At 49.8% G+C, this 21,342-nt stretch carries 21 protein-coding genes and 1 pseudogene; 18 read left to right on the plus strand and 4 right to left on the minus strand.

Annotation, left to right across the window (positions count from 1 at the left end; all coding sequences use genetic code 11):
• Nucleotides 1-15 precede the first annotated feature (15 nt).
• The 7 genes from AC50YG_RS02505 (at nucleotide 16) to AC50YG_RS02535 (ending at nucleotide 5,419) form a co-directional block, all read left to right on the plus strand.
• Nucleotides 16-633, plus strand: coding sequence for an SRPBCC family protein (locus AC50YG_RS02505; protein WP_494824476.1), 618 nt, complete (start codon nucleotides 16-18; stop codon nucleotides 631-633).
• Nucleotides 626-1,861 carry a beta-ketoacyl-[acyl-carrier-protein] synthase family protein gene (locus AC50YG_RS02510; protein WP_341277932.1) on the plus strand — a complete coding sequence of 412 codons (1,236 nt, stop codon included), beginning with the start codon at nucleotides 626-628 and terminating at the stop codon, nucleotides 1,859-1,861. The genes AC50YG_RS02505 and AC50YG_RS02510 overlap by 8 nt, the downstream gene beginning before the upstream one ends.
• A gap of 253 nt (nucleotides 1,862-2,114) precedes the next feature.
• The gene (locus AC50YG_RS02515; protein WP_494824478.1) at nucleotides 2,115-3,341 is read left to right on the plus strand and encodes a M20 metallopeptidase family protein; all 1,227 of its coding nucleotides are present in this window, start codon (nucleotides 2,115-2,117) and stop codon (nucleotides 3,339-3,341) included.
• Nucleotides 3,342-3,451: 110 nt separating this feature from the next.
• A complete protein-coding gene (rpsN, locus tag AC50YG_RS02520) occupies nucleotides 3,452-3,721 on the plus strand; it encodes a 30S ribosomal protein S14 (protein WP_494824480.1) in 270 nt (89 codons plus the stop codon).
• A gap of 51 nt (nucleotides 3,722-3,772) precedes the next feature.
• The gene (locus AC50YG_RS02525; protein WP_494824482.1) at nucleotides 3,773-4,096 is read left to right on the plus strand and encodes a DUF3024 domain-containing protein; all 324 of its coding nucleotides are present in this window, start codon (nucleotides 3,773-3,775) and stop codon (nucleotides 4,094-4,096) included.
• Nucleotides 4,097-4,189: 93 nt separating this feature from the next.
• A complete protein-coding gene (locus tag AC50YG_RS02530; protein ID WP_494824484.1) occupies nucleotides 4,190-5,002 on the plus strand; it encodes an AAA family ATPase in 813 nt (270 codons plus the stop codon).
• 132 nt (nucleotides 5,003-5,134) lie between these two features.
• Nucleotides 5,135-5,419 carry a hypothetical protein gene (locus AC50YG_RS02535; RefSeq protein ID WP_494824485.1) on the plus strand — a complete coding sequence of 95 codons (285 nt, stop codon included), beginning with the start codon at nucleotides 5,135-5,137 and terminating at the stop codon, nucleotides 5,417-5,419.
• 142 nt (nucleotides 5,420-5,561) lie between these two features.
• Here AC50YG_RS02535 and msrA read toward each other — a convergent pair whose 3' ends face one another.
• A complete protein-coding gene (gene msrA, locus AC50YG_RS02540; protein ID WP_494824487.1) occupies nucleotides 5,562-6,077 on the minus strand; it encodes a peptide-methionine (S)-S-oxide reductase MsrA in 516 nt (171 codons plus the stop codon).
• 431 nt (nucleotides 6,078-6,508) lie between these two features.
• On the opposite strand from msrA, the gene AC50YG_RS02545 reads away from it, so the two are divergent.
• Nucleotides 6,509-7,444: a collagen-like protein gene (locus AC50YG_RS02545; RefSeq protein WP_494824488.1), complete on the plus strand. Its 936-nt coding sequence runs from the start codon at nucleotides 6,509-6,511 to the stop codon at nucleotides 7,442-7,444.
• 312 nt (nucleotides 7,445-7,756) lie between these two features.
• Here the strand turns inward: AC50YG_RS02545 and AC50YG_RS02550 are convergent.
• A pseudogene (locus AC50YG_RS02550) lies at nucleotides 7,757-7,843 on the minus strand (2-thiouracil desulfurase family protein); the annotation flags it as partial.
• 136 nt (nucleotides 7,844-7,979) lie between these two features.
• Here AC50YG_RS02550 and nikA point away from each other — a divergent pair.
• Genes nikA through AC50YG_RS02570 form a run of 4 tightly spaced genes read left to right on the plus strand, consistent with a single transcriptional unit; the run spans nucleotide 7,980 to nucleotide 12,857 of the window.
• Nucleotides 7,980-9,509, plus strand: coding sequence for a nickel ABC transporter substrate-binding protein (gene nikA, locus AC50YG_RS02555; protein ID WP_494825273.1), 1,530 nt, complete (start codon nucleotides 7,980-7,982; stop codon nucleotides 9,507-9,509).
• Entirely contained in the window at nucleotides 9,506-10,444 is a 939-nt protein-coding gene (gene nikB / locus AC50YG_RS02560) for a nickel ABC transporter permease (RefSeq protein WP_494824490.1), read from the plus strand. The genes nikA and nikB overlap by 4 nt, the downstream gene beginning before the upstream one ends.
• Nucleotides 10,441-11,244 (plus strand): nickel transporter permease, encoded by an 804-nt coding sequence (nikC, locus tag AC50YG_RS02565; protein WP_494824491.1) that lies wholly within the window; start codon nucleotides 10,441-10,443, stop codon nucleotides 11,242-11,244. The genes nikB and nikC overlap by 4 nt, the downstream gene beginning before the upstream one ends.
• Nucleotides 11,245-11,258: 14 nt before the next feature.
• The gene (locus tag AC50YG_RS02570; RefSeq protein ID WP_494824494.1) at nucleotides 11,259-12,857 is read left to right on the plus strand and encodes an ATP-binding cassette domain-containing protein; all 1,599 of its coding nucleotides are present in this window, start codon (nucleotides 11,259-11,261) and stop codon (nucleotides 12,855-12,857) included.
• Here AC50YG_RS02570 and AC50YG_RS02575 read toward each other — a convergent pair.
• Nucleotides 12,814-13,704, minus strand: coding sequence for a LysR family transcriptional regulator (locus AC50YG_RS02575; RefSeq protein WP_494824497.1), 891 nt, complete (start codon nucleotides 13,702-13,704; stop codon nucleotides 12,814-12,816). The two genes, AC50YG_RS02570 and AC50YG_RS02575, sit on opposite strands and share 44 nt — an antisense overlap.
• Nucleotides 13,705-13,822: 118 nt before the next feature.
• On the opposite strand from AC50YG_RS02575, the gene AC50YG_RS02580 reads away from it, so the two are divergent.
• Nucleotides 13,823-15,046 carry an amidohydrolase gene (locus AC50YG_RS02580; protein WP_494824499.1) on the plus strand — a complete coding sequence of 408 codons (1,224 nt, stop codon included), beginning with the start codon at nucleotides 13,823-13,825 and terminating at the stop codon, nucleotides 15,044-15,046.
• A 152-nt stretch (nucleotides 15,047-15,198) separates the two neighbouring features.
• Here AC50YG_RS02580 and AC50YG_RS02585 read toward each other — a convergent pair whose 3' ends face one another.
• Nucleotides 15,199-16,965 (minus strand): Imm51 family immunity protein, encoded by a 1,767-nt coding sequence (locus AC50YG_RS02585; RefSeq protein WP_494824501.1) that lies wholly within the window; start codon nucleotides 16,963-16,965, stop codon nucleotides 15,199-15,201.
• Nucleotides 16,966-17,144: 179 nt separating this feature from the next.
• Here AC50YG_RS02585 and AC50YG_RS02590 point away from each other — a divergent pair, with 179 nt between their 5' ends.
• The 5 genes from AC50YG_RS02590 (at nucleotide 17,145) to AC50YG_RS02610 (ending at nucleotide 21,339) form a co-directional block, all read left to right on the plus strand.
• Nucleotides 17,145-18,617, plus strand: a complete 1,473-nt coding sequence (locus tag AC50YG_RS02590) for a protein adenylyltransferase SelO (RefSeq protein WP_494824503.1) — start codon at nucleotides 17,145-17,147, stop codon at nucleotides 18,615-18,617.
• Nucleotides 18,618-18,735: 118 nt separating this feature from the next.
• Nucleotides 18,736-19,083, plus strand: a complete 348-nt coding sequence (locus AC50YG_RS02595; protein ID WP_494824504.1) for a DUF1801 domain-containing protein — start codon at nucleotides 18,736-18,738, stop codon at nucleotides 19,081-19,083.
• 163 nt (nucleotides 19,084-19,246) lie between these two features.
• Complete coding sequence (locus AC50YG_RS02600) at nucleotides 19,247-19,687, plus strand: hypothetical protein (protein ID WP_494824505.1); 441 nt, start codon at nucleotides 19,247-19,249, stop codon at nucleotides 19,685-19,687.
• Nucleotides 19,671-20,285: an immunity protein Imm33 domain-containing protein gene (locus AC50YG_RS02605; RefSeq protein ID WP_494824507.1), complete on the plus strand. Its 615-nt coding sequence runs from the start codon at nucleotides 19,671-19,673 to the stop codon at nucleotides 20,283-20,285. Before AC50YG_RS02600 ends, AC50YG_RS02605 begins: the two co-directional genes overlap by 17 nt.
• Nucleotides 20,286-20,382: 97 nt before the next feature.
• Complete coding sequence (locus AC50YG_RS02610; protein ID WP_056028118.1) at nucleotides 20,383-21,339, plus strand: ATP-binding protein; 957 nt, start codon at nucleotides 20,383-20,385, stop codon at nucleotides 21,337-21,339.
• The last annotated feature ends 3 nt before the right edge of the window (nucleotides 21,340-21,342 follow it).

The following is a 21,342-nucleotide window of genomic DNA, read 5'->3' on the forward strand; positions in this document are numbered from 1 at the left end:
GAGGATTGAATACACATGCATACCTACAACGAGGTAACGATGCGCTGTGAGCCGCTGACGGCCTTCCATTATGCGCGAAAAATCGAAAATTGGCCGCAGCTGCTCCCGCATTATCGCCACATCCAGTTTCGATATGGCGGCAGTGAGCGGGGAGGGCTCGTGAGAATGGCCGCCGTTCGGCCGTTTAAACGGTTTCAGTGGCCAGTCTGGTGGGAAAGCGAAATGGTAGTCAGCGAGGAGGAACTGATCGTTGGTTACCGCCATGTGCGCGGTGTAACGAAAGGGATGGAGGTAGAATGGCGCATTGTACCGGCTGGAGAAAAAGTTTCCGTATCGATTGTGCATCGCTGGAATTCTCCACCATGGAGCCGCAGGCTTTTCGCCGGTTTTATCGGCAAGCAGTTCGTCTATGCGATTGCGGAGAGAACGCTGCAAGGCTTGAAGCAGCAGGCTGAGCTCGAAGCCGCGCTTGCTGCCAAGAAGCAAGCTGTGCAAGAAGAGCTCTCTGATTCCGGGCAATGGACAGACCTGCAATGGGAGGCTCTAAGTGAACAATTAGCTGTGCAGTTCGCAAACGATGCGGCAGAGCAAGCCAGTATTCAACAAAGAGAGGCAGGTGGGCGCAATGGCTAATGCGATTAAGGCGGTCATAACCGGAATAGGCTGTGTAACGCCGATTGGCGCAGGCGTGGAGCAGCTATGGGAAGGTCTAGTGCGGGGGCAAAGCGCGGTGAGAGAAATTGAACGTTTTGTGCCAGAAGGGCTGCGGAGCCGAATAGCTGCACAAATTCCAGATTTTCAGGCGGAGCATTATATGGATAAAAAGCGGGCGCATCGCATGGACCGTTATTCGCAGCTAGCCGTTGCCAGCGGCGCGCTGGCGCTGCGCGACGCCGGGCTGAACCCTGCCGATCTGGATGCTGATCGGGCAGGCGTATTTATGGGTAGTGCACTGGGCGGCATCGCCTATGCGGAAGAGCAGTGCAGCCGCTACCATAATGGCGGCTTTCGGGCTGTGTCGCCGACGCTGGGGTTTTCCGTGTTCGGCGGCGCGGCCTCGTGCAATCTTGCCATGGAGTTTGGCATGACGGGCTTAAATGAGACGAACGCAATGTCCTGCGCTTCTGGCGCTGTCGCCATTGGCCGGGCGCTGCAAGCGATCCGGCGCGGCGAAGCGGATGTCATTATGGCAGGCGGCTCGGAAGCCCCGCTTGCGCCGCTTTCCTTTGGCGCCTTCGACATGCTGCGTGCGATGTCTACTCGCAATGAGTCGCCGGGTGTGGCAAGCCGGCCGTTCGACCGCAATCGCGACGGCTTCGTCATGGGCGAGGGCAGCGCAGTGCTCGTCATTGAAGCCGAGCATCATGCGAGGGCGCGAGGCGCGAAAATATATGGCGAGCTGGCAGGCTTCGGGCTGACCAACGATGCGCATCATATGAGCGCGCCGCTCCCATGCGGCACGCAGGCAGCACGCGCCTTGCGCCAGGCGCTGACGAGCGCGGATATGGCACCGGAGGACATTGACTATGTCAATGCCCACGGCTCTTCGACGCTGCTCAATGATGTGACGGAATCGCGGGTCATTCGCCAAGTATTTGGCAACCATCCGGTAGCCGTCAGCGGCACGAAAGGCTTATACGGTCATCCGCTTGGCGCATCAGGCGCTATTGAAGCAGCGATTACGCTGCTTGCGCTGCGCAATGGCTGGCTGCCGCCAACTACGAATTTGGATGAGCCAGACCCGGAGGCGCAGCTTGACTTGGTTGTCAAAAATCCGCGTACGGTGAAGTCCGCGGCAGCAGTGTCCAACTCCTATGGCTTTGGCGGAGTCAACGCGGTGCTTGCTTTTCGCCAGTATTAAAATGTAACTGGCATTGACTTATGGCTAGGCCATACCTATTATTGAAAATAGAGTTGACCGTAAAAGCGGAAACATCCTGATACAAGGGATGTTTCCGCTTTTTTTGAAATATAGGAAAGTATATGATTTCGCCATGCTTTCTCTATATTTCTCGGAGTGAAACGCGCTGTGCCGCCAGAGGACGACGAAGTCGTTTTTGCTTGCATATGTCGATCTGGATAAAAAAGATTTCACATATAAGGAGGTTATTTTTATGAAGGCACAAACTGCGCTAGCCTATGTAAATACGTTGCGTGAGGAATTAATCGCGCTGCGCAGAGATTTTCACAAGCATCCCGAGGTATTATTTGAGGTGGACCGGACTGCAGAGAAGGTAGCGGGCTATTTATCGGAATGGGGCTTGCAAGTTCAGCGGCATGTCGGCAAGCATTTTGGCAAAGGCGTTGTTGGCATTCTCAGCAGCGATAAGCCGGGACCGACAATCGTGCTGCGAGCAGATATGGATGCTCTGGCGATTACGGAGGAAAATATATTTGAACACCGTTCCGCGAGCGAAGGAGCTATGCATGCCTGTGGGCATGATGCTCATATGACGATGCTGCTCGGAGCAGCAAAGGCGTTAAGTCGGCACCGAGATATATGGTCAGGAACGATTAAATTCGTTTTTCAGCCCGCTGAGGAAAGTGCGCTTCCTAGTCCAATTGATGGGCGGATGATAAGTGGTGGCCGAGATATGATTGAGGCTGGGGTGCTGGAAGGTGTCGACCTATGCTTTGCCATGCATGTATGGCCGGAGCTGCCTACGGGTGTTGTTGGCATTCATCGCAAGGAGGCGATGGCGGCATCCACACATTTTCATATCGCTTTTCAAGGGTTGAACGGTCATCACAGCACGCCGCATTTGGCTGTGGACGCGCTGTCGATGGCGGTGCAATTTGTTTCCGATGTTAAATTCGCCCTTGCGGTGGAAACAGACCCGTGGGAAACGAAGGTGTTCGCATTCGGTACTTTGCACGCGGGTACTGCGATTAATGCAATTGCGGGGGAAAGCAAGCTGAGCGGGACCTATCGCGTTTTTCACCCGGAGCTGACTGCGCAAATTCATCAACTGCTGGAAAAGAGGGCAGATGCCGTCGCCAGCACTTATGGTGGCAGCTATACGTCGCAATATCGGCTGGGAACACCGCTGCTTAATGACGAGTCAGCCGTTCAGTTGACCATTCAGGCCGGGCGAAACGCCTTGGGTGACGATAAGGTTGTTATCTTGGACAAGCCTAGCCTTGCTGGGGAAGACTTTGCGCTGTATGTACAGGAGGTGCCGGGAGCATTCGCGTTTATTGGCAGTGCCCATCCAGCAGCCGAAACGGTTTATCCGCTGCATCATCCCTTATTCGATATCGATGAAGAGATGCTGACGGAAGGGGCAAAGCTGTTCGTGCAATGGGTGCAGCAGGCGGGGGAAGAGTATGTGAGCCAGTAAGGCCTGCATACCCCCTTTCCAAAACCCAGCCCATGCGCTATAATAAATCGTAAAGTTTACGAATAACAAAAAATATGTGCTTCTCCAAATAAGAAAGGAAGACGACAAGGATGGCTAAAAAGTCGAAAGTAGTTAGGGAAAGAAAACGCCAGGAGACGGTTGCGCGTTATGCTGAGCTTCGCAAGCAGCTCAAGGAAAACAAGGATTATGTTGGACTTAGTAAGCTGCCCCGCGATGCTTCGCGGGCTCGGCTGCATCACCGCTGTGAGCTGACGGGCAGGCCGCATGGCTACTTGCGTAAATTTAAAGTGTCGCGGATCGCATTCCGCGAGCTTGCCTATAAAGGACAAATTCCCGGCATTAAAAAAGCAAGCTGGTAACCTAACGGCGTTACTAACGGAAATGAAAACTCTTTCGGAAGGGGGGAGAACATGGACCCATTTACTATACGCAGGCTGGAAAAAATATTGGACGGCTACATTCATCGCAAAATCCCCCCGGCTGTGCGTTCAGCTGTCCGTTTGACCTATGAGTGGGAAGGCAATCGGCTCACTTTGACAGAGGAGCTTCCGGATTTTGAAAACCGACAATGGACGGGCGAACCAATTGCCCAATTTCATTGGAAACAGGAGCAGTGGCATGTATATGCCACAGACGGCGATAGCGGCTGGAAGGCTGTCTCCGAAATAGCGCCGCATCCTCATTTTGAGCAGCAGCTGGAGCAGGTTGAAATCGATCAGGAGGGCATCTTCTAGATCTCTTGAACATATGGCCGCCATTTAGCGATATGGCCCGACCAACAAGTCGGGTTTTTCGCGCGAAACTTTTATCGAAGGAGTCCTGCTAACATGAGTAAAAATCAAGGCAATCACCGGCTGCCAAGGGCCAAAGGAACGGATATGGCTAGCTTTTACAGCCCGATGGACTGTGCGAAAAAGGTGAAACGTATCGTGCTGCCGCCGATGAATCGGCAAATCGTGGAAGAATTTTTTACGATTATGGGCATGAAGGAAAAGTTTGAGGAGCATGATGTGCCAATTCCGGGCAAAGTCGTTATGTACGGGCCGCCAGGCACAGGAAAAACATTGACCGCCTTCTACATTGCGCAGCGGCTGGACGTTCCGCTTATTTTGGTCAGGCTCGATGCGATTATCCATAGTCATCTAGGAGAGACGGCGAGCAATGTCCGCAAAATATTCGATTACGCCAAAGCGGCCCCCTGCGTCTTATTTCTCGATGAGTTCGATGCGATTGCAAGGACCCGTGAAAATAATGATGAAGTGAAGGAAATGGCGAGGGTCGTGAATACGCTATTGCAGTGCTTGGACGAGTTTGACTGCGAAAGTATTTTTATTGCGGCAACTAATTTGGAGGAGGAGCTGGACAATGCGATATGGCGGCGCTTCGATACGAAGATGCATTACGGTATGCCGGATGATCGCAGCAGGTACGAATATATATCGCTGTTAATTGGAGATTTTGAACAGCAGGCTCATATATATGATACGGCCGCCAGTCTGCTTGCCGGATGCAGCTTTGCGGATATAGAGCAAATTGTGCTCAAGGCAAAGCGTAAGGCGATCATTGAGAGCAGTCCGCTGCTCCAGTCTCATATTCAGGAGGCGTTGAGTGAATATAAACCAAAAATCATCGCGGTGTAGTGGTTAGCTTTTTTTTGGCGATGTGGAGGGAAGGCTCGGTTTATACGATATGGAGAGAAGGATGGTGAGGAAGCGTGTCTTATATGACAAGTTTGAGCATGGCTTGCGAAGCGGAAAAGGTAATAAGCATGCATGCTGCGCTGGCAGCAGCGTGAACGGGAATTGCAGAACTGGCGGGCGCGTGAAAAAATAACCAAGCATCCGAAGCAAACGTTGCTGCTTGGGCATATCGCGATAGATGCGGAGCTGCTTCCTGCGCTCACGCTGCTCAAGGAGCAGGGCATACCGACGGAATTTTCATGCGCTGGCGTGAGCGTGCTTGATGAGCCGGAGGATCATTCGCTGTATATTTGGCATAACCGATCTTTTTGTCTGTTGATGCTGCGCTGCGCTCAAGTTGCAGCAAATGAGCAATGAGGCGCAGCGGCTGAAGGGTCAGCAAGTTGTAGAAATCTATTGCCATATAAGGCAAAGGTATTTAGATGTAAGCTTACATAACCAACACCCCGCCAGCAATCGCCTGACGGGGTGTTTGGTATTTTTTCTTCTAAGTTAAGCGCTAGTTCCATTTCTGCTCAATAAATTCGTCGCGGCCCGATTGCGCACGATCCTCTTTGTAATGCTTTGGATTTTTCTTATGGAAGTTTTGATGATATTCCTCCGCCGCATAAAACGTATCTGCCGCCCGAATTTCTGTTACGATCGGTTTATCGAAACGTCCGCTGCTCGCAAGCTTTTTCTTGGTAGCGAGAGCCAGAGCCTGCTGCTCTTCATTATGATAAAAAATGACCGTACGGTACTGGCTGCCGCGATCTTGAAATTGTCCGTCTTCGTCTGTCGGATCAATTTGCGGCCAATACAGCTCAAGCAGACGCTCATAAGGGAACAGGTGCGGATCGAAGGCAATTTGCACAACCTCGGCATGTCCCGTCTCTCCTGTTTTCACCTGCTCATAGGTTGGGTTTTTCTGATGTCCTCCCATATAGCCAGATACAATACTATGTATGCCTGGGAGCTCCTCGAAAGGGGTAACCATACACCAAAAACAGCCGCCAGCGAATGTTGCATATTGCATAACGTATTCCTCCTTGACGCTTATAAACACTTAATAGGCTAAACGTTAGCCTGTCTGGTTTAAAAAGTCAATTGTGATTAGAAAATGCTAAAACGATTTATATGGTTATTTTGCTTGCCTTTAGCAATTGACTGAGGGGAGGTATTGAAGGTGCAAAAAAGACCCAAATTTGCTTTGGGTTGACGAAGAGAAGGAATAGTTTTATTAATGTTAAATTATGAAATCACAAACGAAAGATCATGGGATTTTGTGGTATAAATATACCCTAGTATAAACCCAATTTTCTAAAAATAGTTTTTAGTCTAGCGAATACAGGCTATTAGTCCATACCTAAAAAAACCGACTCACGTACACTAAACCATCTATATAGGGAGGTGTCATTATTGAGTTGTCCCGCAACAAAAAAACGGTGTAAAAAGAAAACTACAATTGTGTGCCATTCAAAAGATAAAAAAAAGAAACGTCGTCATCGAGAAATTAAAAACAGGGTTTGTCAAAAGTGTCCCCCGCCTGAAGGACAGCAATTACTTCAAGGACTCGCGGAAGCGATAGCAGAAGCTGGGCCTCAAGGAGTTGCAGGAGCACTCGGACCCCAAGGATTAGCAGGACTTGTAGGAGCAATTGGCGCACTTGGACCCGAAGGAATTGCAGGAGCACTTGGACCCCAAGGATTAGCAGGACTTGTCGGAGCAATTGGCGCACTTGGACCCGAAGGAATTGCAGGAGCACTTGGACCTCAAGGTGTATCAGGACTTGTCGGAGCGATTGGTGCACTTGGACCCCAAGGACTAGCAGGACTAGCAGGACTAGCAGGACTAGCAGGACTTGCAGGAGCAATTGGCCCAGCCGGACCAGCTGGCCCAGCTGGCCCAGCCGGACCTGCGGGAGCAGAGGGTCCAACTGGCCTAACAGGAGCAACGGGACCAGTGGGCCCAGCCGGAGGAGTATTAAGCTTTGCAGATTTTTTTGCCTTGATGCCTCCTAATAATGGAGCAACTGTTGCTCCCAACACGGACGTAAGTTTTCCGCAAGATGGTCCAATAAGTGGGACTGCAATTACCCGTATAAATGCGAGCTCCTTTAACTTGTCGGCAATTGGCACATATCAGGTTATGTTTCAGGTCAATGTAAATGAAGCGGGTCAACTGATTTTAACGCTAAATGGGGCTGATCTGGCCTATACGGTGGTCGGGCGTGCAACAGGAACTACTCAAATAGTAGGTATGGCACTTGTGCAAACAACGACCATTAATTCAGTACTGACCGTTCGAAATCCTGCTGGCAATTCTACTGCACTCACGATTACTCCATTAGCTGGAGGAACATGGTCAGATTCCGCACACCTTGTTATTATGCGAATTGCATAAAAAGGGAAAAACAATATTTTTCGATGAAATACCAAATAGGTAATAAAGGCAGCCCTCCATATTTCTGCGGTACCATTCTTGGTACGTGGACATTGTGCGCCTCAGATACAAATATAGATATACCTTTATATTAAGGCAGTTGGAAAAGGAAAAAAGAGACTGTAAATCATTAGTTTAATGTGCAGATGATTAAGTTAACAGAGCACGATAGTTCAATAAAACAGTGGCAGTCTAGGGCTTTATTTACTCGCCCATGGCTGCCTCTTTTTTTTCTGGGGTCGGTCTAATCCTTTATTTGCTTCTGATACAAGGGAGCAGTCTGCGAACGGTTTCGTCTAAACAATCCGTACCGTTATATCTCACCTTCATGCCTGCCAGGCAGGAGCTCGCGAGGATCATGGGAACGGCTTATTATTGTCACATTTTTTGCTGTGCAATAGCTCGATAGGGCTATTACCATTCATAGCTTCTTAGGGTACGATGAGGCAGGTAATCTTGTATCATTTGAAAATATGGAGGTAAGCTTACATTGCATATGCGAAAAATCATCCCATTCATTCTATTCATCGGTTTGCTGCTGCTCACGGCGGCCTGCTCCAAAGGGGCAAATACGAACGGAGAGCAATCACAACCGCCTGAGAAAGAGCTGTCCTTTCTGTTTAACTTTGCAAGCCAAACGATAGATCCACATCTGGATTACACCCCGCTCCGAGCAGGTGTTGTTGAAACGCTGGTCAAGCTGGGCGAAGACCTCCAAATCCAGCCTTGGCTTGCGGAGGAGTGGAGCAGCCCGGATGGGCAGCATTGGACGTTTAAAATCCGGGAACAGGTGACGTTCCAAAATGGCAAGACGCTTGATGCGGATACCGTCAAGCAATCGCTTGAGCGGGCGATGGAGCAAAACCCGGGCGTGAAGCAGGTTTTGAAAATCAAGCAAATGGAAGCCAGCGGACAAAGCCTGCAAATTACGACGGAGCAGCCATTTCCACAGTTTCCATCGGAGCTGGTTCATCCCAATACAGCGATTATTGACGTGTCTGCACCGGAGCCGGATAAAAAGCCAATTGGAACCGGTCCGTTTCAAGTAGCCTCGTTCACTTCAGGCAGCTCGCTTAAGCTGGATCGCTACGACAAATATTGGGACGGTGCAGCAAAGCTCAGCCATGCGACCTTCAGCTTTAATGAGGATGCCAATGCCCGCTTGTCAGCGCTTATGGCAGGGGATGCGGATATTGTGTACCGTCCGCCAGTTGAAAGCATGGAAACAATGAAAAGTGATGCCAGCCTGCATTTGGATTCTGTTGTCAGCTTGCGGACACATGAGCTTATTTTTAATACGAAGCATGCGGATTTTCAAAACAAATATGTTCGCAAAGCTTTCGATGCACTCGTCAATCGCGATGAGTTGAAGGACGCTATTATGGGCGGCCAAGCGACGGTTGCCAGCGGTCCTTTTTTGCCGGAATTTCCGTTCGTGCCCGGCTATGAACCGAAGGAAAGCGGAGTGGACGCTGCTCTCAAATGGTTTCAGCAAGCAGGCTATGAGGTCGAGCAGGGCAAGGTGACCAAGAATGGCCAGCCGCTTTCCTTCAAGCTGGTCACGTACGCTTCGCGTGCGGAATTTCCATTGCTGGCCCAAGTGCTGCAATCGCAAGCGAAGGAGCTTGGCATTGCCATAACGATCGCACAAGTCGATAAATACGAGGATTATTTGCTGGAGAAGGATGATTGGGATTTGGGCACATACAGCCCGTTAATTGCGCCGCGCGGGGATGCGAGTTATTTTCTAAATGTAGCCTTTAAGGCGGATGGCTCGCTCAATTTCGGTAAAATCAACGACCAAGAGCTGAGCGCTTGGATTGATGAGCTGGATCAGACGGTGGATACGAATGCGCGTTATGCTTTAATTAAACAGGCGCTTACCCGTATTAATGAAGAAATGTATTATTCCTATCTCGTTCATCCCAATACGCTCGTTGTGTACCGTGACAAGGTGAAAAACTGGGTGACGAGTAAAAGCGAATATTATATGCTGACGAATGAGCTGGATGTAGAAGTGAAATGAGCATCGTTTGGAAAAGGGGCGTAGAGCTTGTTCTGTTTATTTTGCTGCTTTCCTTCGTCAGCTTCGTCTTCGTTAAGCTTGCTCCGGGAGATGCCGTTAAGCAAATGCTTCGTTCAGATGACGTTGCAATCACAAGCTCAGAAATCAAGCAACAGAGGGAGGAGCTGGGGCTAAACGAGCCGGTATTGGTTCAGTATGGCAGTTGGCTTGCCAGGCTGGCGCAGCTTGATTTGGGAAAGTCGTATATGACGAATCGGCCAGTCAGCGAGGAGCTGCTTCGTAAATTGCCAGCCACGCTGCTGCTTACCGGCAGCTCGCTGCTCATTTTACTGCTCATTGCAGTGCCGCTCGGCGCTTTGTCGGCCCTTTATCCCAATCGTTTCATTGACCGCGCAAGTAGGCTCCTTGCTGTATTGGGAACTTCTATCCCTAGCTTTTGGCTAGGGCTTCTTTTAATAGAAGGGCTATCTGTAAGGGCGGGCTTATTGCCGTCAATGGGAACGGGGACTCTTGCACATCTCGTGCTGCCTTCCTTGACGCTCGGTCTTACGATGTCAGCCGTTTATGTCCGCTTGATTCGCTCCAGCCTGATGGATAGCTTAACGCAGGATTTTATTAGGGGAGCAAGGTCGCGCGGCATTGGCAGCGGAAAAATTTTGCTCCGTCATGCTTTTCGCCATGCGCTTACGCCTGTTGTGACGATGTTCGGTGTCAGCATAGGCAGCTTGCTTGGCGGCACGGTTGTCATTGAGGTGTTGTTTGCTTATCCGGGCATGGGCAAATTTATTGTGGATGCGATACAGAGCAGGGATTATCCGGTCATTCAAGGTTATATGGTCGTGATGGGATTTGCCGTCACGCTTATTCATTTGCTGGTGGATTTGGCGAATCATGCTCTGAACCCGGAAATGCGCTTGAAAGGGGAGAACCGATGAAGAAAATAGGTTTTGCCGGATATATGGCCATGCTTCTTATCGCCGTGCTTTCTTTCTCGGTTTTCCTCGTTCCTCATGATCCATATGTCGTGAATCTTAACAACCGTTTGCTGCCGCCGACGGCGCAATATTGGCTGGGAACCGATGGACTCGGCAGAGACTTGTTTTCGCGTCTGCTCATTGGAGGACGAAATACGATAGGCGCGAGTGTGATCGTGCTTGTGGCAGCGCTAAGCATTGGCATACCTGTAGGGCTGCTGTCGGGATATATCGGCGGCTTCGTCGATCGCCTATTCATGCGTGTGTCGGATTCCTTTCTTGCATTTCCGGATTTCATCATTGCTATTGTACTAAGCGGCCTGCTAGGACCGGACATTTTTAATCTGATTTTTGCCATTGCAGCGGTCAAATGGATCGCTTACTCGCGTATTGTGCGCAATAGTGTGAGGTCTGAAAAGCACAAGGATTATATAGCTATTGCCCGCTTGAATGGCTTAAGCTCGCTCCATATCGTCATGAAGCATTTGCTGCCGCATGCCTTCAGCCATGTGATCGTTATTGCTTCGCTGGACGTGGGCAAAATCATTTTGATGATTGCGTCGTTATCTTACATTGGACTTGGCGTTCAGCCGCCGTCTCCAGAATGGGGAGCGATGCTGAATGAAGGCCGCGCCTATTTTCACCAGGCTCCGTATTTGATGCTTGCGCCGGGACTTGCGATTATGCTAGTTGTACTATTGTCCAACGCTTGGGGGGATCGGATTCGTGATCGGCTGGATGTGAAGCGCAGCAGGGAGTAAAGGAGGTCACAGCGATGAGCGTATTGAAAATAACAGGACTTAGCTTAAACGCAGGGCGGCAGCAGCTTGTTCAAGACCTTCATCTATCTATTGAAAAGCAGCAATGGCTCGCATTAATTGGTGAAAGCGGCAGCGGGAAAACGCTGACTGGCCTCGCGATCGCGGGTTTGCTGCCTCAGGCTGTGCGTATGACAAATGGCGAGATTTTGGTTAAAGGACGATCCCTTTCGGAGCTTTCGGCCCATCAAATAAACGGGCTGCGAGGCAAAGAGATTGCTTATGTTTTCCAAGATTATGCGGGGATGTTCAGTCCCTTTATTCGACTGGGGAAGCAGCTGGATGAAACGCTGCAAGCCCATAGTGGCTTAGGACGCAAGGAGCGGAAAAAGCAAATTTTGACTTGCTTAGAGGAGGTGCTTCTGCCGGCAGAGCGCGTATTTAAGAGCTATCCGTGTGAGCTCAGTGGAGGCCAATTGCAGCGGGTTTCGATTGCGGCAGCCATGCTGCTTCAGCCGAAGCTGCTTATTGCCGATGAACCAACGACTGCGCTGGATCAGGAAACGGGAGAGGAAATACTCTGTTTGTTAAAGAAAATGCAGGAGCGAGTCGGCTGCGCTATTCTGTTTATTACACATGATTTAAAGCATGTCAGGCGTTATGCCGATCAAGTGGCGATTATGCGCGGAGGCTGTGTGCTCGAGTCGGGTGATGTGCGGTCCGTGCTGGAACAGCCAGCCCATTTTTATACGAAGCAGCTCCTTGCGGCTGAGTCGGCTCTATTGTCGTCACCAACAATAACGATAGAACAAGAAGCGAAGCTGCAATTAGTAGATGCCGATCAAACGATGCTGGATCAGGGAACAGGGACAGCGTCTACGAGAGGGAATGCTTTGCTTGCTGCTCAAAACCTTGTCAAAACGTACCCGAAAGGCATCAAGGCGCTGGATCAAGTATCTTTTACGCTGAAAGCTGGGGAGTGTTTAGGGCTGGTCGGCGAGAGCGGCAGCGGTAAAAGTACAATGGCTAGATGCTTAATGCTTATGGAGCCGCTTGACGAAGGAGAGCTCCTGTTCCAGCAAATGCCGCTGCATAACAGGAAAGCTGCTGCAAGGTCGTTCATAAACGGACGTATTCAAACGGTATTTCAAAATCCAGCAGGCAGCTTGAACCCAAGGCTGACGATTGTGGATTCGTTAATGGAGCCGCTCGACGTTTTCAAGGACAAAACACCAGCTTTTTTAGGTGATAGCCGATATAAACGGGATGAAGCGGCTGCTCTTTTGCTCGATATGGTGGGGCTTCCGGCTAGCGTCATGCGGCAATATCCCCATGAGCTGAGCGGAGGTCAGAAGCAGCGGGTATGTATCGCCAGAGCGATCAGCATTGCGCCTGATTTTATTATTTTGGATGAGCCGACCGCGAGCCTGGATATGATCATCCAAGCCCAGATTTTAAAGCTATTGCAGCGATTACAGCAGCAGCTTGGTTTTGCCTGCTTGTTTATTTCGCATGATTTAGCGGCCGTGCAATTCATGTGCAGCCGAATTATGGTACTGGAGCGTGGGAACATCACAATCCAAGATGAACGATTTCCTGCTTCATCAATTCAATAAAGCGTTGTGCCGCTTTGGTCAAATAACGCTCCTTTAGCCAGATGAGTCCGGTGGCAAAATGAAGCTCGCTGTCTGAAATGGCGAATGATTGAATGTTATAGCCTTGATGCAGCTCAAGAACGGACTGTGGCACAATGGTTGCTCCATCCCCGTAGGCTACCCACTTCAACAGTAGGGAAATATCGGAGCATTCTCCGATCACATTAGCCTGTAAGCCGCGATCAGTAAACTGCTGGATGATGCTTTTATAAAGGCCGAGCCCTTCCGCACTGGGCAAAATAAGCGGATAACGCTGAATATCACGGTAGGAGCAATTGTCAGCGGGGTGCAGGACACTGCTCGCGGCAACGAAATAAAAGGGCTCCGAAGGAAGCTCCAACACTTCGAAATCACCTAGCTCCAGCGGCAGCCGCACGATGCCAAGCTCAATGGAACGTTCCTTGAGTAGCCGGACAATTTGGGCAGATTCATTTTGCTGAATCTTATAAGTGATAAGCGGATATGCTTCTTTAAACTTGTGCAGCAGCTGTGGTAAAACGATGGATGACAACGTATTGATACCCAGCATTAATTTGCCCCGCGTACCGCTGCCAATTTCTTTCACCTCCAGCTTGGTCTCTTCGAGCGCCTTTGTTAAGGATAAGGCACGTCTGTATAAAGCCTCCCCGGCGTCAGTAAGCTCCAGCCATTTCCCGCTTCTTACAAAAAGCTGTACCCCGAGCTCTTCCTCCAGCCCTTTCAGCTGTTGTCCAAGCGGAGGCTGTGTCATATGCAGCCTTTCAGCGGCCGCTGTAATTTGTTTCTCTTCCGCGATCGCAATGAAATAACGAAGCTGGCGAATATCCATGCGGCAAATCCTTCCCATTCCAAACGAAAAAAGTATGGAAAACGAATTTTTTAAATATTTTTAGTATGATGATAGCTATGTTACCATAGTTTTAAGCTGAAATGAAAGCGGGGCTGACATGGTGAATACATCTTATTGGTTAACCAATGCAAGGCTGGAGCAAGGGTATGAGTTTGAGGCTGGACGGATAACGGGTACCAAAACGGGCAACTGCCATTTGCGGATAGAAAACGGAACCATTGCTGAAATTTTGGAGGATGGAGTGGAGCTAGCCAGCACTCTGCCGAAATATGATGTAAAAGGATTATTGCTGCTGCCATCGTTTGAGGAAGGACACATTCATCTAGACAAAACCTATTTTGGCGGTCCGTGGAAAGCGGTCAAGCCAGTAGCGAGTATTTTCGAACGGATAGAGGAAGAGAAGGTTTTATTGCCCAAGCTTTTGCCGACGGCAAAGCTGCAAGCGGAGCGTATTTTGTCACTGATTCAACGATTTGGCGCCACGCATGTGCGCAGCCATTGCAATATTGAACCGGTCAGCGGACTCAAGCGGCTAGAAGCTACGAAGCAAGCTTTGGAGACGTTCTCTGGTAAAATCTCGGCCGAAATTGTAGCTTTTCCCCAGCATGGCCTGCTTCGCTCTGATTCGGTTGCGCTCGTCAAGCAATCATTGGCTGAGGGTGCCACCCATGTTGGTGGGGTAGATCCGTATTCAATAGATGGAGATATTGAAAAATCGTTGCAAACGATCATTGAATTGGCCGTTCATTATGGTGCTGGCGTCGATATTCATTTGCATGATGGACACGAAGCTGGTCGACAAACCTTAAACAGGCTAGCGGAGCTGGCTGAAGAAGCGGGCCTGCACGGAAAAGTAACGGTTAGCCATGCCTTTTGGTTTGCAGGCGCTGAGCCGCAGGAGGCAAAAGAAATGGCTGGACGGATGGCTAAGCTGGGCATGTCCATTGCTTCTACAGTGCCGATTGGGAAAATGAATATGCCGCTGCCGATGCTGAGCCGTCAAGGCGTCAAGGTGAAGCTGGTAACCGATAGCCTCACGGATCACTGGTCGCCATTTGGCAATGGGGATTTGCTGGATAAGGCAGGACGCTACGCTGAATTGTATGGTTGCCAAGAGGAAGCCTCGTTGTCCCAGACACTTGCCTTTATTACAGGCGGAATTACACCGCTCAATGCGAAAGGCGAGCAGGTGTGGCCCAAAGTAGGCGATGCCGCCAGTTTTGTATTGACGCACGCGAGCTGCTCGGCGGAGGCTGTTGCAAGAAAAGCGCAGCGGCAGTCCGTATGGTATAAAGGAAATATGGTGAGTGGGGCTATATAAGCCTCATGAAATTAGCGAAATCAGCTAAACTAGCTAGAAAAAATGCCCGAAGGCTTCTATAAAGGAGCCTATCGGGCATTTTTTAGTTAGCGATTATGAAAAATAAGGAAGTTAGCAGCACTAAATGAATGAAGGCAGGTCGTTACATAAATTTAATCCAGCTCGGCGCGAGTAAATAGATCGCTGATTAAATCATGATCCTCACAGGCTGCTTTGAAGGCTAACGCAAACTTCACCATGGCTTCCCGATTGCTTGAGTATACGCAGAACATATCTGCCTCTGGATCGAAGTGGATTTGCTCGGCAAGCTCAGGTATTTTTTCCTCCAAAAATACGGCTGCAAGCGAGCCCCAGTCATAGCCGCTGCCTTGAAAGCCTTCTTCCGCCCTCGCATCAAACAATTCCTGCTTGTAGGTGCCGGCATTTAAAATAACAGACCAGGATTTATTGTCGTGGTTAACAAAAATAAAAGGCTGCAAATGTGCTGTAATCCCATCAGCCTCTGAATGAAGCACTGCTTTATTGTTTGGGGCGGCATGGGCGTTCAACTGCTCAATCACCTGCTCGATAGCTTCATCCGTCATAGCGAGAGTACGATCGGTTACGATGATTTTTCCCAGCTTGATGCGATCATCGAGCCAGTCCGTAATAAAGGCTGGCGCATAGCCGCCTGTGCTAAACTCGCCTTCCCCGAATGCGATTAACTTATCATAGTCGTCTAAATATTTTTTTCGTGCAGGATTCGGATAGGTTTTCGTATAAAGCCAAAATTGCAAATCATACATCAAGGTAGACAGCTCGTCGGCTTGAAAGACGAAATACCCTTTCTCCTCGGTAATCTGTCTGCCAATCGACCGGATTTTCCCTTCCAGCTCATCGGTTTCCGTCACAGCGGCACAAAGCTCAGCCAATAGTGGGGAAAATGCGCCTTCGGCTACTTTCTTCAGATCCGCTTCTTTCTCTTCAGCTGATCTATCGTACACATCATCATGAACGAGCCCTTTAATAAACTGTTCAAAGCTGCATGCCAAATAAGTAATGTTGTATTCGTCCTCTTGATCAACGTGCACGACGGCAGGTTCGCCTTCTGGCCCGCAGAAGCGATAATCCAGCATGATGACATCATGGCCTGCGGATGGACAGTCGCAAATAACGATCCCAAGGTCAGGATAGCCCCATTCTTCGATCATAAACCGGCTGCCCAAATCTCCGCCTAGCGTGTAGGATTTATTTCGTCCAATGCCCATAATGCCAGTAATCGCGACGTGATCCTCTGACCAGGAGGTTGGCTCCTCCGCTGGAAAGCGGCAATTGACAGGACTTCCGCCGTTTTGGCTGTTCATGAGGGCAATGTAGGAGGCTGGCAGCTTGTAGCCAAGCTCCTGCTCAATGGATGCAATCAGCTCAGCGGTTGGAGGCGGCAGCACATAAGACTTGCGGGCATAGTCGCTGTCCTCCCAAAAGCTTTGTAAATCAAGCGAGGACAATGGCGCGTCTGGCTCGGAGCCCCGATTTTGCCCTGCCGCTGCGCTTTCCTCCACATAACGCTTGTGCTGGCGTACCATTTTATCAGCGAGCGGCTTGGTCCACTCCAAAAACTCCAAGGTTGGCTGGGATTTGGGGTCCAAGCGGAAGGACAGCTCAAAAGCCTGCAAGGCGTCCACGTAACGAGCCAGAAAATAAAAGGCATAGCCTTGGCGAAAATGCCATAAAGGGTCGTGTTTGCCTTGCTCGGAAATGAAGGAAAGCTGCTTTAGTGCATCGCGGTAACAATCTGTATTGTTAAGGGCTCGGGCAAGCTGGATAATGACCTCATAATCTCTGTCGGCTTCAGGGATTTCTTGCAGTCGATCAACAATGCTCTCGAACGCTTCTTCTTCATGCCAAAGGTTGATTTGTGCCAGAAGCTGCTGGTCCATAGGTATGCTTCACTCCTCATTATGAAATAGCTATATCTGTTATGATATATTGTTAATTATATCCTGAGACGAAGGCGGCTGGCTAATTGTTGAGCGGCTAAGCGGGAACGCAGGATGTAGTTTCAAGATGTAGTATAATGAAGAAGTGTACAAATTGATGAAAAAGTAGGCGATCGAATATGAGTGAGAAGCAAGCCAATATACATATCGGATGGAACTTTGACAACAGCTATGCAAGGTTGCCAGAAGGATTATTTACAGCAACAAACCCAACTCCGGTACGTTCTCCAGAGCTGATAATTTGCAATGACAAGCTGGCTGAAGCGCTAGGACTGGGTGCCGAGGCGCTGCAAAGCGAGGAAGTCGTGGATATGCTTGCGGGCAATCTAATTCCCGAGGGCGCTTTGCCGCTTGCTCAGGCTTATGCAGGCCATCAGTTTGGTCATTTTAACCGCTTAGGTGACGGACGGGCTTTGCTGCTGGGCGAACAAATTACACCCTCAGGCGAGCGAGTCGACATTCAATTAAAAGGCGCAGGCCGCACGCCCTATTCTCGTGGTGGCGATGGCCGTGCGGGGGTTGGGCCGATGCTGCGTGAATACATCATTAGCGAAGCAATGCATGGGCTGGGCATTCCCACTACCCGCAGCTTGGCGGTCGTGAAAACAGGCGAGCCTGTTTACCGTGAGGATACACAGCAGGGTGCCATTTTGACGCGCGTAGCTGCGAGCCATATCCGTGTCGGAACGTTCCAATTTGCTGCGCAATGGGGAACGGCAGAGGAGCTGCGAGCACTGGCGGACTACACCGTGCAAAGACATTTTCCGCAAATTGCCGGGGATGACAATCGCTATCTCTCCTTGCTTCAAGAAGTGATTAAGCGTCAGGCATCGCTTATTGCCAAATGGCAGCTCGTCGGTTTTATTCATGGCGTCATGAATACGGACAACATGGCGATTAGTGGCGAAACGATTGATTACGGCCCATGTGCCTTTATGGATGCTTTTAGCCTAGCGACAGTGTTCAGCTCCATTGACAGTCAAGGCCGTTATGCGTATGGGAATCAGCCTTACATTGCGGTCTGGAATTTGGCAAGATTGGCTGAATCGCTATTGTCGCTGCTGCATGACGATGAGGAGCAGGCTTTGAAGCTTGCTGAGCAAGCTTTAGCGGATTTTACAGACCAATATCACCATCAATGGCTCGCAGGCATGCGTGGAAAGCTGGGCATTTTCAATGAGGAGGAGCAGGACGACGAGATGATGAAAGACCTGCTCACGTTGATGGAGAAGCATGGCGCAGACTACACGAATACGTTTGTGGCGTTAACGTTTAACAAGCTGGAGGACTCGGCTCTGTTTAGCAGCCCTGAATATACAGAGTGGCATGAGCGCTGGCAGAATAGGCTCGGCAGGCAGGAGCAGTCCGTAGAGGAAGCGGGGCAGCTCATGCGCAGCAGCAATCCAGCCATCATTCCGCGCAATCATCGGGTGGAAGAGGCACTGGAGGCTGCGGTTAATGGAGATTATACGGTGATGGAGCGGCTGCTTGAAGCACATGCCGATCCCTATGCCCATTCTCCAAAGCAGGCTGAATATGCAGCATTGCCCGAGCCGTCAGGCCGTGCTTACCGTACTTATTGCGGAACGTAAATGCATGAATATGGACATTGCTGCCATAATCCTGCATAATACACTCAGGAACGACATTTGGAAATAAGCCTGTAAACTATTGTCGAAATATATACGATATGCGAGAGGTGGAATCGTTTTGCCCGAAACGGAAGAAATCACCGCTTTTATAGAAGCATTGGACGTGCCATGGCAGGTTGACGTATCGAATCAGCTGCGCAGCCTCATACACGAGGTCATTCCAGATGTTCAGGAGCGACTGCAATATAAGAAGCCTCATTTTTTGAAAAATGGCAAGTATGCGGCGGTCATTTCGCCTTCTAAAAAAGCGGTTTCCTTCACCCTGTTCCATACGACAGGTCTGGATTTGCCAGCGGACCTGTTTGAAGGGCCGGAGGAGCGGAAAACAATTAAAATTCAAGAAAAGGATTCCCCCGACTATTCGCAATTGACGAAGTATTTGGAGCAGGCGTCGAAAGAGCTTTAAGCCTTTCCCGCTCGCCTGAAACCTATAAAGCTGTCCAAGCACAAGAATGGAACTGAGAGGCTTTTTGCAGCTCACAGCACAACTTTCTGATTTGTGCGAGGATAGCTTTTTTCTTAATACAAGGCTATTACAAGGCGAAACTTGAAAATGCAAGGAGAGGCCAATGAATAGGGAAGAGGCTTTAATATTATTAAAATGTCATGCCTTTGCGTTTGAAGATATCGAGCATGAGAAGATGACGAACGGATTTCTCGGCATGCTCCGCCCCTTTAGCGGTCAGCTCGTGGAAGAGAATTTTCATGAGATAATGACAATCCTTGCTGTGCTGTCGCCCGAATTAATGAATAAATCGGTAAGCAGTGAGATGATGGGCTGTTTATGGAGCATTTGCCATTTGGGCAGAGCTTGGGCAATAGAGCCGGATGGCATGCTCCGAAGCAACGACCTCATTACGAAAGAGCAGATGCAGAAGATGGAGGAATGGCTGAGCATCATTTCTTACGCAGTGATGATCCTGCTGGAGGACGGCGGAACAGAGGAAGCCTTCTGGGGATACGAGGAATATAAGAGAGAGAGAGGAATAATTGATGGAATGGACGCTTGAAGATGTAGAACAGACGAGCAAGCTGTATCCAGACAGCTTCTTTATCCCTCCTGCGAAGGAGCGACGGTCGCAAGAAGTAGGACGACGAGTCAGATTGCATTTTACACGGGCAAACCCGGGTGAAAATGAGCCGAGTGCCGAACGAATGTGGGTGGAGGTTACAGGTTTTAACCAAGCGACTGAGCAATACACGGGGGTGCTTACGAACCAGCCGGTCTATTTGAAAAGCTTGAAGTCAGGAGACAGCCTAGTGTTCAAGCCTCAGCATATTGCCAGAACGATCCTGCAGGAAGGCGATGAGAGATGGCTTGAGGATGGCGAAAAGATGGCACTCGTATCTAGGCGCTGCTTGGAGCAGGGCGATGCCGTATGCTGGATGTACCGTGAAGCTGGCGACGATGAGCAGGACAGCGGCTGGCGTTTGTTCGCAGGTGATGAGGAAGACAGCTATATTAACGCCGATAATATTTTCAGAGTGCAGGTTTATGAAATGGTAGACCGGGACGCTAGTTTATTGGCGCCCTTTAAGGGAGCATATGGCTCGGCGGTTGAAAGGCAGAGTAGGGATGCTGCATGGGAAGAGGTAGTGGAGGAATAGTGGAATGGCCCACTTCCCTTGCAAACGACAATATATTTCATTATTCTGGATAAATAGCGTAAATTCAGCATGCTAGATTTGTAGAGGAGAGAGCCTAATGTCTGATTTTGATGATCTCGCAGCGCAAAGGCGCAAAAATCTAAAGCTTATTCAATTTAATCAAGAGGATCAATCGCTTGTCGAGTCGGATAAGCCAGCGGAAACGTTCGATGATGTAGGTGGACTGGAAGATGTCAAAAAGAAAATTCGCATGAACTTCATTTTGCCGCTAAAGCAGCCGGAATTGTTCGCAGCCTATGGCAAATCAGCAGGAGGAAGCCTGCTGCTGTTCGGGCCTCCGGGGTGTGGCAAAACGTTTCTTGCACGAGCGGTGGCGGGCGAAATTGAAGCTAATTTTATTCATATAGAGCTGCAGGCGATTCTTTCGATGTACACAGGACAGAGTGAGCATAACTTGCATGACTTTTTTGAAAAAGCGCGCCAGTGCAGGCCTTGTGTCATTTTCATAGACGAGCTTGATGCAATGGGCGGCAGCCGTAACCAAATGCGTCAGCATCACGACCGCATGCTGGTCAATCAGCTGCTGCTTGAGCTGGACGGTCTGCAAGCGGAGAACGAAAATGTTTTTGTAATTGGAGCAACTAATACGCCATGGTATTTGGATTCCGCGCTCAGACGTCCTGGACGCTTTAACCATCTTGTTTTTGTACCGCCGCCAGAGGAAGCGGAGCGCCAAACGATTTTGGGGCTGAAGCTGAAAGGCAAGCCCATGGATTCACTGAATTTGGAGCGGATTGCTGCCGAGACGAAATATTTTTCCGGAGCTGATTTGGAGCAGGTCGTTAGCGATGCAGTGGAATCGGCGATGGAGCGTATGCTGGAGACGGGTGAAGTGCAGCCGATTTCCCAAAATGATGTGAAAGCTGCAGTAAAATCCCGCAAAGCGACAACGCTGGAGTGGTTTTCCACTGCGAAAAATTATGCGACCTTCAGTGATGTCAACCGTGACTATCAGGTTGTGCTGGATTATATGAAGAAGCACGGCATTAAGTAGCAG

Source organism: Paenibacillus sp. J31R34, from assembly GCF_059383715.1.

What these genes read in the sequence shown, in the direction of transcription:
- AC50YG_RS02505 (WP_494824476.1), top strand. Translation starts at nt 16, where the DNA reads ATGCATACCTACAACGAGGTAACGATGCGCTGTGAGCCGCTGACGGCC.
- AC50YG_RS02510 (WP_341277932.1), top strand. Translation starts at nt 626, where the DNA reads ATGGCTAATGCGATTAAGGCGGTCATAACCGGAATAGGCTGTGTAACG.
- AC50YG_RS02515 (WP_494824478.1), top strand. Translation starts at nt 2,115, where the DNA reads ATGAAGGCACAAACTGCGCTAGCCTATGTAAATACGTTGCGTGAGGAA.
- rpsN (WP_494824480.1), top strand. Translation starts at nt 3,452, where the DNA reads ATGGCTAAAAAGTCGAAAGTAGTTAGGGAAAGAAAACGCCAGGAGACG.
- AC50YG_RS02525 (WP_494824482.1), top strand. Translation starts at nt 3,773, where the DNA reads ATGGACCCATTTACTATACGCAGGCTGGAAAAAATATTGGACGGCTAC.
- AC50YG_RS02530 (WP_494824484.1), top strand. Translation starts at nt 4,190, where the DNA reads ATGAGTAAAAATCAAGGCAATCACCGGCTGCCAAGGGCCAAAGGAACG.
- AC50YG_RS02535 (WP_494824485.1), top strand. Translation starts at nt 5,135, where the DNA reads ATGCTGCGCTGGCAGCAGCGTGAACGGGAATTGCAGAACTGGCGGGCG.
- msrA (WP_494824487.1), bottom strand. Translation starts at nt 6,077, where the DNA reads ATGCAATATGCAACATTCGCTGGCGGCTGTTTTTGGTGTATGGTTACC.
- nikA (WP_494825273.1), top strand. Translation starts at nt 7,980, where the DNA reads ATGCGAAAAATCATCCCATTCATTCTATTCATCGGTTTGCTGCTGCTC.
- nikB (WP_494824490.1), top strand. Translation starts at nt 9,506, where the DNA reads ATGAGCATCGTTTGGAAAAGGGGCGTAGAGCTTGTTCTGTTTATTTTG.
- nikC (WP_494824491.1), top strand. Translation starts at nt 10,441, where the DNA reads ATGAAGAAAATAGGTTTTGCCGGATATATGGCCATGCTTCTTATCGCC.
- AC50YG_RS02570 (WP_494824494.1), top strand. Translation starts at nt 11,259, where the DNA reads ATGAGCGTATTGAAAATAACAGGACTTAGCTTAAACGCAGGGCGGCAG.
- AC50YG_RS02575 (WP_494824497.1), bottom strand. Translation starts at nt 13,704, where the DNA reads ATGGATATTCGCCAGCTTCGTTATTTCATTGCGATCGCGGAAGAGAAA.
- AC50YG_RS02580 (WP_494824499.1), top strand. Translation starts at nt 13,823, where the DNA reads ATGGTGAATACATCTTATTGGTTAACCAATGCAAGGCTGGAGCAAGGG.
- AC50YG_RS02585 (WP_494824501.1), bottom strand. Translation starts at nt 16,965, where the DNA reads ATGGACCAGCAGCTTCTGGCACAAATCAACCTTTGGCATGAAGAAGAA.
- AC50YG_RS02590 (WP_494824503.1), top strand. Translation starts at nt 17,145, where the DNA reads ATGAGTGAGAAGCAAGCCAATATACATATCGGATGGAACTTTGACAAC.
- AC50YG_RS02600 (WP_494824505.1), top strand. Translation starts at nt 19,247, where the DNA reads ATGAATAGGGAAGAGGCTTTAATATTATTAAAATGTCATGCCTTTGCG.
- AC50YG_RS02605 (WP_494824507.1), top strand. Translation starts at nt 19,671, where the DNA reads ATGGAATGGACGCTTGAAGATGTAGAACAGACGAGCAAGCTGTATCCA.
- AC50YG_RS02610 (WP_056028118.1), top strand. Translation starts at nt 20,383, where the DNA reads ATGTCTGATTTTGATGATCTCGCAGCGCAAAGGCGCAAAAATCTAAAG.